Raw genomic sequence first — 14,848 nt, forward strand, 5'->3', positions numbered from 1 at the left:
ACATCAGTGACTTCGTCGCGCCGGGTTTTACCTGAGCCAAACGAGCCCTTCTTCTTTTTGTCGTACAGAGAGTAATCACTGTCCTGCGCAGCGAGAATGTCCAGGTTTTCGCCTGCAACCAGATAAGCTTCCTGCCCTGCCGTAATCTGGCTGGAGATGACGGTAAGGTTTTGCCCTGCCTGCAAGGCGACGCTGCCACCTGCGTTCAGATCCGAAATCACTTGGCTGACATGATCTTCCTGCCTTGTCAGTTTTTTGCTCTTCGACAGGGAGTGTTCTTCATCTGCGGCGGAGCTGATCAAGAGGTTTTCAGTCGCGGCCATAGCGATGTCGCGCTTAACGTCGATCTGGCTGGCGATGATTGCAATATTGCGGTCGGCCTGAGCCGTCATATCCCGCCCGACCTTAATGGTAGAACCCAGCTGGGTAATGTTGCTGCTGTTGCTTCTGCTGCTTATGTAAGCGCTGTTGGTGACTTCGGTCGGGCCAAGCGTCAAATCGCGCCCGGCCTGGATTTTCATGTCACGCCCGCTCTCCAGCACGCTGCCACGGTTGATGACGTCGCGGCCCGCCGAAAGCCTCATGTCATTGGCCGCTTCCACTCGGGCAGCACTGTCAGCAAATTCACTGTGGCGCTGTCCGTTTAAATCGTTATCCGCCGCAGTAACAGTGCGTTCGTTGATCAGATCGCCACTCAGCGAGGTCAACGACACATCCCGACCGGCAATAATGCCGCCAGCCTTATTAGTGAGATCGTTAACTGCCAGCAGATCAAGGCGATCGCCGGCTTCTATCAGCCCCGCATTGACGAGGTTATTGCCTGCGATTGCAGACAGATTGTTGGTCGCACGCAAAGTGCCGACGTTGCCGAGGTCTTGACCGGCTATCAACGAGAGGTCGCTACCGGCAATCAGCGCACCGGTCGGGCCGAGGCGATTATCGGCCTGGGCCAAATACAGCACCGGCACCAACACTTTTTCGCCATTCACTTCATGCTCTTCAAGCCACACGATGTCGTGTGTCAGCGCAGCAACCTGCTGCGAACTCAGAGACACTCCAACGGCCAGATTCAATTTATCCTTGCTGGCGATAGCGTTGCTCATCAAGTATTTGAACTGGTCTTCATTGGAGGTCTGACCCTTGATAAAAGCCTGCCCGGTTCGGGCTAATATCGCCTGCTGAACCAGTCGTTGTTCATACAAACCATCGCCCAGACGCTTGGCACTGACTTCCGGGTTGTAACCCAAACCGGCCAACAGATAATCCGAACTCATGAACTGCTTTAACTCAGTAAGCACCGGATTGGTTTCAATAAGATATTTCTGGGGTTTGGATACGAAGGAGCTGCTGGGTAGACCCTGGACCCTTTTAACGGTTTGTAATGCAGCAGACGCAGTAGGTGTGATCGCGGTGACTAGATTACCGTTTACAAACCCAGTCGCGCCCGCAGGGTTAGGGTTGTTAGCCGAAAGTGCACCTAAGCCAAGTTGGCGGGGAACATTGGATATCTCACCCACCGATTGAATCTGGAAATTACTTGCTTGCGTATCCGGCACTGACAGCTCGCGCTGAGCGACCGAGACGGCTGCGCCGCCAATCGCCCAGGTTTGAGGCTGGCCGACGGGCTGCGCGACACTCGCTGTGGTGCCAGACTGGCCACTTAGCCGAAACAGACCGTTCTGCCCGGTGGGCAAGCTGAAACCTGGAAGGCTGAGCGGGTTGACTTGCTGTTGAGCCAGGTCCGGAGGGAGCTGAGCATTTATACGCGTGAAAGGAATCGCCCCTTTAGAGCCGCCACCAGTGGAGGGAGGATTTTTGGACACACTCAAAAAATCACTATTGACCTGCAAGTTACCGTTTTTGATAGTGCCGGTGGCATTGACCTCTACCAGTTTGCCTGCCTGAATCACGGAAGGGGTACCGCTCGTACCTGTAAAGACGGTACTGCCGCCTACATAGTCATATGTGAAAATCCTGTCAGGAACTGAAACCTGCGCCCCTGTTCCGAAGTAAGGGTTTAGTTCATTTGTGGTTTGCTCTGCCCTACGGATCGGCTCCAACCCACAACCAGAATCACCGTTGCAAACGTCAGTGGTGTAAGTATGAACATATTTCGAGTTACGACGGTTGTACGCAGTTATTGCCCCTCGCTTCTCATCGACGAGATCGAAAAGATCGTAGACTCGCGCATTGTAAACAAGCGTCTTGGTAAAGGTCCCGGACTCGACAGCCGTGTTATCAAAATCGCCCACGTTCAGCTTTATATTTTTCCCTGCTGAGATGACCGAGGCAAAATTAGAGAAACTTCCGACGTTCGCAGTAAAATCCCCCCCTACCGAAACCAGGGCGTTATCGCCTATCGTGGTGGACTCTGACTCCCAATGCTCCTCAATGTAATAGTTGACCCACTTGCAGCCTCCGCTGCGCTGACATTCATAGGTGATATCGCCAGATATCAGCGTCTCCTTGCCGAGTATCGCTTCAGTCTTGTTTAAAAAAAAAGCCGATGAAAGAGAGAAATCTCCATCAACATTTATCGAAGACGCTAAATTTTTAATATTACCTGCTGCACCACCAGAGACACCTGAAATACCCAAGTTACCGAAGCCGTAAATTGAGCTATTTTGGTTAGTTAAATCACCAACCAAAAGATTCATATTTTGCCCACTAAACAACAACCCACGCTCGTTAACCAGCGCTGGGGTTTTCAATGTCAGATTTTTTTCTGAACTCACCGTACCGTAATTGTTGATGGCACCGGCGTTAAAAACGAGATCGCCAACCGAGGTAATGCGATTGTAGTTAGTCGCAGCACCAGCAATATTAAGTTCGCTACGCGCGCCACCAGCGATATTCCCGGAACTGTTCAGGGCCAGCTGATTGGCGGTCAGGTTCATTGATCCGAGACTGCTAAGTCGACCGCTCCCTGAATACGTTCCGCCGAGGCGTATATCCACCGCGCCATCGCTCGCTATCAATCCGTTGTTTGTCCAATTCCCCCCCGTCCCCGTAAATGACGTAGAACCCAGCAACTGCCCACTCGCTGTCTGATTCAGGGTTCCAACATTCACCGTCAAACGCCCGGCCTGGATAACACTACTGTTGGTCCAGTTGTCAGCAGTTAGAGTCAAACCGCCGCGGGTGACTATATTGCCTCCGGCGTTGGTGAGATTTGCCGTGGAAATGTCGAAGGTGCCTTCGCCATTGTGCAGCAGGGAGCCGTTGCCATTACGGAAGCTGGCCGCTTTGAGAATCAGGCCGCTGTTGGCGACTTCAAGCTTGCCGTTGCGATTGTCGAACAGGTTGCCGATCTGAAAGCTGGTGGTGCCACTGCTGCCCAGTGCTCGTAGCTGCCCGGTCTGGTTATCCAGACTCGCAGCAGTCACGGCCAGTGTGCTGTCGCTTTCGATGATGCCTAACTGGTTGTTCAGTGCACCGCTTAATTTGAGTTCAACTTGCCCAGCTGCAATCTGGCCGTCGTTATCACCACTGTTATCAAAGTTGGTGCCTGTAACGCGCACGAGTCCTTTGGCATACAGGCCGCCATTTCGGTTATCGAAGTTCGCAGTACTGATCAGCGCTTCGCCGGTCCGTGCCGAGATACGCCCGCCGTAGTTATCGAAACCGCCCAATGCATTGAGGTTAAGACGCTGAGCCTGGATGACACCGCCCTGCCGAATGACGTCGTAGCCATTTTTCATCAAACCGGTAACGTTCGCAGTGAACATGCCTTGCAGGCTCGATAGCACACCGCCGCGACTGTCAAGGTTTGCGGCGGTCACGTTCAGGTCGTTGTCTTGGGAAATTATCCGACCGTTCCGGTTATCAATATCGCCGGTCACGTTAATGCGTAGCGTGCCTTGGCTTTGCAGAGTACCGCTTACGTTGGAAAGACCAGCCGCTTGCACTTCTAGGTCGGCGCTCTGGCTGTAGATAAGGCCGTCGCCATCGTTAAGGACGCTGCCGCCCGCATTGAGGATCAGGTTGGCATTGGCCGCAACGGTGCCTCGGTTGCGGTTGTCCAGGTCAGACGAAGTGTTGAGGGTCATCAGGCTCTGACTGACCAACTGCCCGGCCTGATTGTTTATTGCAGCGCTGCGACGCAACAGCAGTGCGCGACCGCTGGCCAGTTTGCCGCTGGCATTGGTTAAGGTGTCCAACAAGTCGAGCGTTATTGAGCCGGTACTGCTCAAGTTGCCGGCACTGTTGTCCAAAGACAGGCCTTCGAAGCTGAAGTCTTGCTGCGCAGTAAGGTTACCTGCCGCATTACTCAAGGTGTTGGCTTTGATGACCAGCCCTGCGCCGCTGTCGATGAGACCGTTCTGGCTGTTGTCCAGTAAACCTGCGACGGTCAGCCTTTGATCTGTGCCGCTGGAAAGTATGCCGCCCCTGTTATCGAGGCTGTCGGCACTCACGGTCAACGTTTTCTGGCTGACCAGTGCGCCATTTGCGCCATTGAGTAACTCCCCCGTCAGTACCGCATCGAGATTGCCGTTACGGCTGGAGAGCGTGCCACTGTTGCGGTTGTCGAGACGGTTGCCAGAAACGCTCAGCCCCTGCCAACCTGAGATCAGCCCGTTCTGATTTAGCAGGCTCATAGCGTCGACGGTCAGTACATTGCTGCTAATCAGCTTGCCGCTATTGTTATTGAGGGTACGGGCGTTCATGGTGAAACTATGAGCGCTTGATATCTCACCGGACTGATTGTCAAGATCGCGTAAACCACTGAAAGTAAGCGGCCCAGTGGCAGTGATCAAGCCGCCACGGTTATCGAGGTCGTTGCCGTTGAGCTCTATCGACAGCCCGGCATCACTAATCACGCGACCGGCGTTCAGTGACATGCTGTTAAGAACGAGGGTCATATCGCTGGACGCGGACACTTCACCACCGCTGCCGGATTTCAGGCTGTTGGCGGTCAACTCCAGCGTGCCTGCGCTATTGATCAGACCTGCGGAGGTGTTGTTGATCGACGTAGCGTTGAGGGACAGACGCGTGCCACCCAGCAGCTGTCCGTTCTGATTATCAAGGCTGACAGCACCGACATCGAGTACCTGAACAGCGTTTATCAGCCCATTATCACTATTAGTGAGCAGCCCCGTAACGGTCAGAACCAGGTCATCGCGACTCGTCAGCGTGCCTCCGCTGTTATTGAGGGTATTGACGCTTGCATCGACACCCGCTGCGGCGATCATGCCCTTGACGTTGTCCAGGGCGCGCGCGACGCGCAGAGTCAGCGATTGATTACTAAGTAATTTGCCGCCACTGTTATCGATCTGTTGAGCGTCAAGCGTAAAAGCCTGAGCACTGGAGATTTCGCCATTCTGGTTCAGCACGTCATTGACGTTCTTCAGCAACAGCGCGCCTGGCGAGTTGATCAGACCGTTCTGATTGTTCAACTGGCCGTTATTCAGATCCAGGCTCAACGAAGTATTGCTGAACAGGCTACCGCCCTGTTGATCAAGGCTGCTGACGTTGACCGTCAGTGCCTGGCCACTGCCGATACTTCCACCACTGCGATTGGTCAGTTTTGCGGCAGTCAGAGCAAGCAGGTCGCCACTGCTCAGCCGACCGCCGTCGCTGTTATCAAAGTTTCCGGTGCGCAATGTCAGCGGTCCTTTACCGCTGATATTGCCTTGTCGGGTATTGTCGACGTTGGCGCTGTGCAGATCGAGGGCGCTGTCGGTAACCAGTTGGCCGCCCTGGTTACTTATCGAACTCAAACTGTCTATGGCTAGATTGCCTGCGCTTGAAACACTGCCCGCGGTATTGGTCAGAGAACCAACCTTCAACGTCAGCGTCTCTTCACTGTTAATCAAGCCTTGGCTGTTATCGAGCACCGATGACAAGTCAATATTGACGCCGCTCAACGCACTCACAGCGCCGCCGGTATTGTCGAGCGTGCTGCCAACCAGTTTTAGAGCAGCTTTGCTGGAAATCAGCCCGTCGTCCCGGTTAGTGATCTGGGCCACACTCAGGCTCAGCGTTTGCTGAGCTAAAACCCGGCCGTTGTCGCTGTTATTCAGTTGCTGACCAGTCAGCGTAATCGCCTCCTGACTGGATAACTCGCCACCCCGGTTATCGATCTCAAGGACATTGATATCGAGGGTGTTAGTGGCACCAATAAAACCGTCAAGGCGGTTGTCCAGGGTGTTGCCCGTCAAGGTGAGCGCACCTTGAGCAAGCATCTGACCGCCCTGTTGCTGAAAGCTACCGATCCTAGCATTGAGGTTTTGTTTGCTGGCGATCTGACCGAGGCCGTTGTCTACCGTCGCAGCATCCAGCTCCAGTTTTCCGTCGCTGATCAGCGTGCCTTTGACGTTAGTCAAAGCTGTATCAACCGTAACGTCCAACTCGGCACGACTGCTGATCAAACCTTCGCGGTTATCCAGGCTGCCACTGTCGAGGTTCAAGGCTGCGGCGGAAATCGTGCCTTTGACGTTGTTCAAAGCCTTGTCCACGATCAGGGTCAAAGCCTGATTGCTGAGCAATTTGCCGTCAGCATTGTCGAGACTGCGGGCTTTCAGCGTGAACGCCTGCGCGCTGGAGATTTCTCCATTCTGATTGACGACACCGTTCAGATTTTTCAGCAGCAATGCGCCCGGCGCATTAATCAATCCGCCCTGGTTATTCAACTGTCCATTATTGAGATCGAGGCTCAGCGAGGTATTGCTGAACAGTTCACCGGCCTGCTGATCAAGACTGGTGACGCTGGCAGTCAATGCCAGCGCACTGGCTATTCGTCCTGCGTTCTGATTGATGACTTTACCTGCCATCAACCACAACGTATCGCTACTCGTGAGGCTACCGCTTTGGCTGTTATCAAACAGTCCGGCGGTGATCTGCGTAGAGCCTTTGCCGAACAGTTTTCCCTTTTGGCTATTGTCCAGACTGGCGGCGGTAATCGTCAGGTTTGCATCGCTGGTAATCTGCCCGCCACGGTTATTGGCGAGGCCATCAATGATCAGTGTTGATGCACCGGAGCTGCTAATAATGCCTGCGTTGTTAATCAGCGACGCGGCGCTTAAATCCAGCATGCCATCACTACGTAAAACGCCTTGGCTATTGTTGACTGCACCGCTAACCGTCAGACCCAGCTTGTTTTTTGCATAGAAGCTGCCATTACCGGTATTAGTCAGCTGGCCCACGTTCGCTGTCAGCCTGCTCAGGCTAGAGACTTCCGCGCTGCGGTTATCAAGCGTCCCAGCGTTGAGCTGCAGATCACCCGAGGCACTCATGATGCCTAGCTGATTGAGCAATTGGCCGGAGATGCGCGCTGACAAGCCGCTGGAGCTGACAATCCTGCCCTGCTGGCTGTTATCCAACGCATCAGCGGTAATTGTCAGATCGCCGCTGCTGCTGACGAGTCCGCTCCCAGCGTTCGAAATCTGGCGTGCAGTGATGTCCACGCTGCCACTCTGACTTAGAATCCTGCCGCTCTGACGATTGTCCACGGACGCCGCTACTATTCGAGTGCTGGACTGCCCACTCAAGGTTGCGCCTTGGTTGTCGAGGGTTTGGGTAATAGTGGCTTGCACAGCACGGCTGGCGCTAATGCTTCCGCGATTACTGATGCCTTTTGCGGATAGCGTTACGTCGCCCGAAGCATTACGACCGTTATCAGGATTAACCCCGGCCTCAATAACGGCCATGTTGGTGAGCTGACCGCCCGCAGAAAGCGTCACTGCGTCACGGGCCGCGATATTTTGCCGCGCGGTAAGATCGCCGGTCGTGGTAACCGCCAGTGAGGAGCCTGCGTAAAGGGCACCATTGATTTCAGCGGTGCCGGCCTTGATTGCGACCGCGCTGCTCGCAGCGGCCTGCGCCATGCTCAGATGCCCGTTCGCATCGATCTGTATGTCACCACCATTGGCCGCGAGGTCTCCGGCCAGTCTCACCCCGACGCCGGCATCGGTACCTACAAGTCGAATAGCGCCTGCATACATCCCGCCCAGAGCCGAGCTGTCGATAGCGAGTTCCGGCTTGGCGCTGCCATCGTCTGGCAATGCCGTGGCTGTAAGTGTCTGCGCGTCAACGTTGTTGCGACCGGTGATGATATTGAGCTTCCTGGCGTGAAGCTCAGCGTTGATTTTCGCGCTGCGGGTGATGATGTCGAATTGTTCGACGTTTTCAGCGTTTAATCCCAAACCATCAATGGAGATGCTGCCGCCCTGAACGTTGAAGCGCTCCAGACGGCCGCTGCCATCCAGCATCGGTTTACCGGTGGTCAAGGTCACTTGTGGCGTGTTAATGAAGCCGCAACCATTGCAACTGATGCCATAGGGGTTGGCGACTATGACACGCGCAGCTTGCCCGGCCACTTCCGTATAGCCTTTGAGCTGGGTGGCGTTGGCACCGACCACCTCGTTAAGAATGGTGGCAGCGGCGTTACCTCTGAGGTTCGAGTTGCCGACGATAATGCCACCCAGCTGGGTCGAACCGGTTTGCTGGTTGATGTTATTGAGGATGACCCCTTTGGCGTCGACGTTGTACTGCTGGTACTGATTATGGGACAGGCCGCTGGCGTTCGGCGCAGCGATATTGACAATAGGTACCCCGTTTCCGGCCTGGCTCAGACTCGTGTTCGTACTGCCGCTCACTGCAATACCGTCAGCCTGAGCCCATAGCGGTTGCCAGAACATCGCATTGGCAAGAATCAGCGCAATGCCACGTTTGGGCATACCCCAGAACGTCTCGCGCGGGGTCAGAGCAGATGAAGGCTGACGAGCAAGAAAAGCGAGCTGACGAACGTCCATGTAGGGTGTCTCGAAAAAGTGTTAAAGGAAAAAATCCATACGGAAATAAACAGGTGCTTCGCGCTCGATCACGCCACCCGGACGCTCCAGCGAATGGGCAAACGTCACCGACGCGGCCATATGTTGGCCGCGTGCAAAAAACTCGAAGGAGTTGCTGGAAAGACGCCCGTGCTCGTCGCCGTTGTAGCGATCGTTACGGATTACACCCTGGTCATAGCCAACTGCGGTGCCGTACTCAGCGAATACCGGACGCAACCAGTCAAACGTCACAGGACGCGACAGACGCAGCTCGTTGCGCCAATAACCACCGCTATCGCCGGACAGGAATTGATCCTTGTAACCACGCACCGAGGATGACCCACCAAGGCTCATGCGCTGAGGGCTATAGAGTGTGTCTTCGCTGCGTTGGCCGGTTGCCAGGCTGGTGAAGTTAAGCTTCTCGCCCCACAGCTCAAACGGCTGCAGATAGCTAATGGTGCCGGTGTACTTGCGATAGCGGGCATCCGGCTCACCAGGCCCGGGGCGACCATCCCCCTGCGTATCAAAGGCTCCTGTCCCCTGCTGCATGCCCAGATCAATGTTCACGAACGCTGAGCCAACTCGCCGCCCGTGGTTGATACCGAACTGAGCTTCGGATAGGCGATTGCTGCTCAACGCCAGTTTGCTGTCTTCGACATAGTTATTGGTGCGCAAATACCCCAGCCCCGCATTTAGCGAGGTTTTGCTCAAAGCGTCCCGATGAATCACACGTTCGGCACGTAGTTGGTGGTTCTGGCTGTCGCCGGTCTGCCGAAAATCGATACCACTGGCTTGAGCAATCGAGCGATATTCACTTTGGCTGTAGCTGTAAGTGAACGTCCACCAACCCCACGGCAAACTGTATGCAAGCATGCCGTTCTTCGAGGCTTTTAGGTGATCGCTAATGGCGTCATGCCCACCCCGTAGGTTCAACTGATCTGCCAGCCCCAACGGGCTGTCCCAATCCAGTCCTACGCCCCACTGCTGTTCGCCGGTGCTTTTCTGGCCGTCGTTGTGCCGCGCCAACGAAGCACGCCATGGCTTTTGCGGGGTGTTTTTTACCAATACATTGCTGCCGCCCACCGCATTGCCGGGAGCCAGTTCCATCTGCGCCTGATTGGACGGCAAGCGGTTGAGCTGGTCGAGTAACTGCTCGATCTCGCGTAGGTTCAGCTCTTGCCCTTCCCGCCCTGGAAAGGCCATCGCCAGTTCCCGCTCCGAAAGGCCACTGCCCGATTCGCCCTTGAGGCTTTCCAGCTTGCCTTCCACGACCAGCACTTCGAGCATGCCTTGGGACAAATCCTGCTGCGGCAAGTAAGCGCGGGTGGTTACAAGCCCTTTGGCGAGGTAATGATCGGTGATGGCCTTGAGCACGCCATTAAGCTGAGCGACGCCCAGACATTGCCCAACGAAAGGCTCAAGCAGCGCGTCACGCTCGCGATTGGATAATGAGTCAGCTCCTTTGAGCTGGATGGTTTTTATCGGGAAGCAGCGCGTATCCACCGGAGCCGCGGGGGCGGATAGTGCCTTCTGGCTGCCAGGTAAGTCTTTGAGTTCTTCAAGGCGGCGGCGCTGCTCTTCAAGCAGACGATCCTGCCGGTCGCGAATAAGGTCTTGCTCACCCGGACTAGGGGCTCCATTCGCCATGAGCGGCATGACAGCGAACGCCAGGAAAATTGCGATTCGATGAGCTGGAAAGTGCACAGGACGTCCTTGTAATGGCGCATTGATATCGCAAGCGGAGCGATACTAAATAGCCATCATCTTGACGTCAATATTTAAGTACACGTGCGTGTAGGGTTCGTATCAACAGCGATACAGCCTCTATCTCGGGGGTTGCGGAGGTGAAGGGAGTTGAAAGACAGAACGGATCGACGCACTGCAGCCGCGCTTTGGTGCGCATGACACTCGACCTGAAACTCACAAGCAGCGAGAGACAGTGATGCGACGCCAATCGCATTCCCAACCAAAACCTTTGCTGTTCAGGAGACATTCATTTGCTATTAAAGCCACCCTGTCATTACCCTCATATGAATGAACGCATCACTATGGGCGCATGCCGACCCAGGATTATCCGGCCAGTTCAAACCATTATTAAACTTTACTTGTGGTTCTTTTGATATTGTCGGACACTCTGCATTAATGACAATATACAGGCGTCAGCCAACCGACTTGGAATTCACCGCTGATTTCGAGCCGACAGCACGCAACGAAAAAGATTCAACCCTGCCTGACAAATGGTTTGCATAAATAATAAAAACCAGCAAAAACAGAGATTTAACGAAAGTAAGCCCCCTCTTCCGCCCTCGCGTCAAAACACCACAAAACCTGTTAAAGACTCGTTACAAATGTAAAAGTTTCGCTCTCTGAAATTAATATCAAAAACCTCATTTAAAACTTTGCGCCCACCGCGAATGCTGCTAATAATCGGCCCAGTTCCGGGGAGCAAGGCAATGCGCCATCTCACACGAAGTGAATAATCAGCTTCCTTCCGATTCAACCCCGGCCTAAAAACTATTCGGTAGTTTGCTCAAAATGCCATCAGGCTTTGAGCTGACTGCTTGTGCGGCGCAAGAAACTTGCGCGAGGAGGGCATCATCGCTCGCAGTGAATCCAGGATTAAGGTCCTATCGATCTTCGGCACGCGTCCCGAAGCCATAAAAATGGCTCCGCTGGTTAAAGCACTGGCGGCGGAATCTGGCGTTCACTCGCAGATCTGTGTCACAGGCCAGCATCAAAGCATGCTGAAGCAGGTGATGGATCTGTTCGACCTCACGCCTGATTTCAGTCTTGATGTGATGAGGCCCAATCAGACCCTCAATACGCTGACGTCTGCTCTTTATGGCGCGATTGATCCGATACTGGAAATGATCCAGCCGGACCGCGTTCTGGTGCATGGCGACACCACTTCAGCCATGGTTGCCGCGATGGCCGCATTCCACCGTCGCATTCCGGTTGGCCATGTTGAAGCAGGACTGCGCACGGGTGATATTCGTTCGCCGTGGCCGGAAGAGATGAACCGTCGCTGCATCGACCTGGGCGCCGACCTGCTGTTCGCGCCGACCTTCGAGTCCCGCACCAACTTGCTCAGTGAGCGTCTGCAAGGTCGCTCGTTTGTCACTGGCAACACGGTCATTGATGCCCTGCAAATGACCGCTAGCCGGATCGATCAGGACCATGCACTGCGTGAAAGTCTTGATAGCCAGTTTGCGTTCATCAAGCCTGGCCGCAAGGTGTTGCTGGTCACCGGCCACCGCCGGGAAAACTTCGGCGACGGCTTCCTTGATATCTGCAAGGCGCTGCGTCAGTTAGCGAGCCGTAAAGACATCCAGATCGTATACCCCGTGCATTTGAACCCTAACGTTCAAGGCCCGGTCAACGAGCATCTGGGCGGTCTGGATAACGTGCATCTGATCGAGCCGCTGGACTATCTGGCGTTTGTTCGCCTGATGCAGCGTGCCCACGTGATTCTCACCGACTCAGGCGGCGTACAGGAAGAGGCGCCTTCCCTCGGCAAACCAGTGCTGGTGATGCGTGATGTCACCGAACGCCCTGAAGCTGTCGCGGCGGGAACGGTTCGACTGGTCGGTACCAAGCCAGAATCCATCATCAGTGGCGTTGCGGCCCTGTACGACGATGACCTGCTGTGGCGTCGCGCCTCCCAGGCGGCCAACCCGTATGGTGACGGCAAAGCCAGTTCCCGAATTGTCGACGTCCTGCTGGGCAGACCCATGCATGAGTTCGTGGTGGGCAAATCGCCGCAAGGCATTGAACGCCCCCTGATGATCCCGAACCCGGAATTCACCCGTCCGGTTTCCACATTTCAATAAACATTTGCCCCTTAACAGCCCGAGATCTGCCTGAATGAAGTCTTCCGTTGCCACCCAATCGGGCGCGCTCAGCGCCCTCGCCTGTGGCGTGAGCCTGCTCGCGCTCATGCCGAATTTCGCCCTGGCCGCGGACAGCCCGCTTACTCAGGCAATCAACCGGCTGAACACCGATACCCAACAGCAGCGCGAGATCCGTCTCAGCGACCTGGGTATCGATGCGCCGATCATCCTCGGCTCCACTGACTCGCGCCGCGAGCTGTATCTTCCGGTTCCGGCCGGGGTGCCGCTAACTGACGCGACCCTGCAATTCGACGCCAGCTACCTGAACGGCGAAGGCGGACGCAACACTATGTTGCTGTCGCTGGACGGTTTCCCGGTACGTGCCGAAGGCCTGACCGAGCCGCAAGGCAACGCCAGCGCCACGTTGGGCGTTGACAAGGCAGCTCGCGACAGCGGTTCAGTGCGATTGGGCGTCGCCTGGTCGTCAATCGTTTCCCGCGTTCTTTGCGAAGACGAACGAGTGATCGGTAATGTGCTGCGTATCGACCCGGCCACCCGTCTGACCTACAGCTACGACGCCAATGATCTGCAGGACATCGGCGCGGCGTGGAATGCCCTCCCCGGCAAACCAGGCATCATGGTTGCTCCAGGCAGCCTGTCTGCTGAAAGCTACGACGCCGCATGGCGTATAGGTGTCGCTCTTGAGCGCATCGGCAAGCACGCACGCATCCTGCCCTTCCCTGCTTTGCAGGACAGCGTCGACCTGAGCGCTCTGCGCATCCCGGCTGAGCTGCTGAACATTCCGGCCTTCGCCAGCCTTAATGGCAAAGGCACCCAGACTCTGAGCGACCCGGCACAGATCGGTGCCTTGTTGGTGCTGGGCCAGACGCCAAACGTACAAGCTGACCTGGCGATCAATGATCCGCAGTTGCTTAAGGCAATCAACGATTCGCTGGATGCCTTGCAGGCCCAGATTCAAAGCCGCGACGCGACTGCAGTCGATGCGTTTAACCAATGGCGCGAGCGTCATATCAACGCAGGCCAGAAAACCGGTAAGGAAAACGTGCGTCTGGCATTGCTGGGCAGCCGCCCGATGCTGATGATTGCACCCGACGCTACCACCAAAGCGCTGACCATGTTCAGCTCGGCCTGGAACAAACTGGCCCGCACCCGCCAGTTGTCCATTAGCGAAGCACAGGCGCCGCTGGATACCGATGGCCGTGTAGCGCTGTCGCGACTGGGCGGCCAGCCGGGCACCATCGACGTGTTGGCCAAGGCTGACTGGAGCGCCTCGTTCCCGTTGGGCGCCGTGGCTTATGACGGGCGTCTGCCGGTCAAAGCGGTGATTGATATCGCTGCCGCGCCAGGCGCATCGGACACTGCTCCGGTTGCCTCGGTGTTCCTCAATGATTACCTGATCGGCGCTCAGCAGCTTGATACCACGGGCGAGAAGCAACGCATCGAAGCGCGCATCCCGCGTTACGCATTGGGTTCGACCAACGTCCTGCGCGTTTCCTTCCAGCGCCAGCCGGTCAGCGATCGTTGCCTGGAAACGCCACAGGCGTTCCCGGTTTCGGTACGCCCGACCAGCCACATCGTCCTCGAAAAAACCACGCCGAGTGATGACTTCGCAGGCATGGCAGCACGCTTCGCGGTTGATACTCAGGTATTGGTCCCGCAGACCTGGCTTGATCACCCGGCAAGCAGCTTGCCGCAAGTTATTTCAGTCGCAAGCGCCACTGGCGTTTCACCACTGCGCGCGCAGTTGAAAGTCAGCGCTGACCCGAAAACCGCGGTCAAACCGGAAAAATCCTTCCTGGCTTTCGCACTGCCAGTCGCCGACAGCAAGCAAGCGCTGCAAGTCGATGACCAGGGCCGCCTGCGCATCAACGACAAAGATAAAGTCTTGCTGGACGTCACCCAGTTGAACAACCTTGCTTCGTTGCAAGTGGTCGAGTCCGGCAGCCAGCGTGGTCTGGTTTATCAGGCTCTGGGCAGCGATGCCCCGCAGTTCGCCAGGCCAATCCTGCTGACCCGCGGCGATACCAGCGTGCTGGGCAACAACGGTGTGCTGACCACACTGGACAGCAAAGACCCTAACGGCAGTCGCATGATTGATGACGACGAGCCAAAAGGTCTGGATGCATGGCGCACGCCTTCGCTGTTGTGGCTGATTCCGGGCGGCATTCTGTTGTTCCTCGTGCTGTTGCTGGCTGGCCGTAGCGCCCGTCGCAATCGCCAGTAACG

The 14,848-nt window shown here is 55.8% G+C and carries 4 protein-coding genes; 2 read left to right on the forward strand and 2 right to left on the reverse strand.

Annotation, left to right across the window (positions count from 1 at the left end; genetic code table 11):
• Both H8S59_RS12855 and H8S59_RS12860 read right to left on the reverse strand, forming a co-directional pair.
• On the reverse strand, window positions 1-8,753 hold an 8,753-nt coding region (locus H8S59_RS12855; protein WP_187521649.1), incomplete at its 3' end, for a two-partner secretion domain-containing protein.
• Between the two features lie 21 nt (window positions 8,754-8,774).
• Window positions 8,775-10,427, reverse strand: coding sequence for a ShlB/FhaC/HecB family hemolysin secretion/activation protein (locus tag H8S59_RS12860; protein ID WP_187521650.1), 1,653 nt, complete (start codon window positions 10,425-10,427; stop codon window positions 8,775-8,777).
• A gap of 1,007 nt (window positions 10,428-11,434) precedes the next feature.
• Here H8S59_RS12860 and wecB point away from each other — a divergent pair.
• Window positions 11,435-12,601 (forward strand): non-hydrolyzing UDP-N-acetylglucosamine 2-epimerase, encoded by a 1,167-nt coding sequence (gene wecB / locus H8S59_RS12865; RefSeq protein ID WP_246475273.1) that lies wholly within the window; start codon window positions 11,435-11,437, stop codon window positions 12,599-12,601.
• Between the two features lie 34 nt (window positions 12,602-12,635).
• Entirely contained in the window at window positions 12,636-14,846 is a 2,211-nt protein-coding gene (locus tag H8S59_RS12870; protein WP_187521651.1) for a cellulose biosynthesis cyclic di-GMP-binding regulatory protein BcsB, read from the forward strand.
• The last annotated feature ends 2 nt before the right edge of the window (window positions 14,847-14,848 follow it).

This window comes from Pseudomonas folii, assembly GCF_014357575.1.
GTDB lineage: Bacteria > Pseudomonadota > Gammaproteobacteria > Pseudomonadales > Pseudomonadaceae > Aquipseudomonas > Aquipseudomonas folii.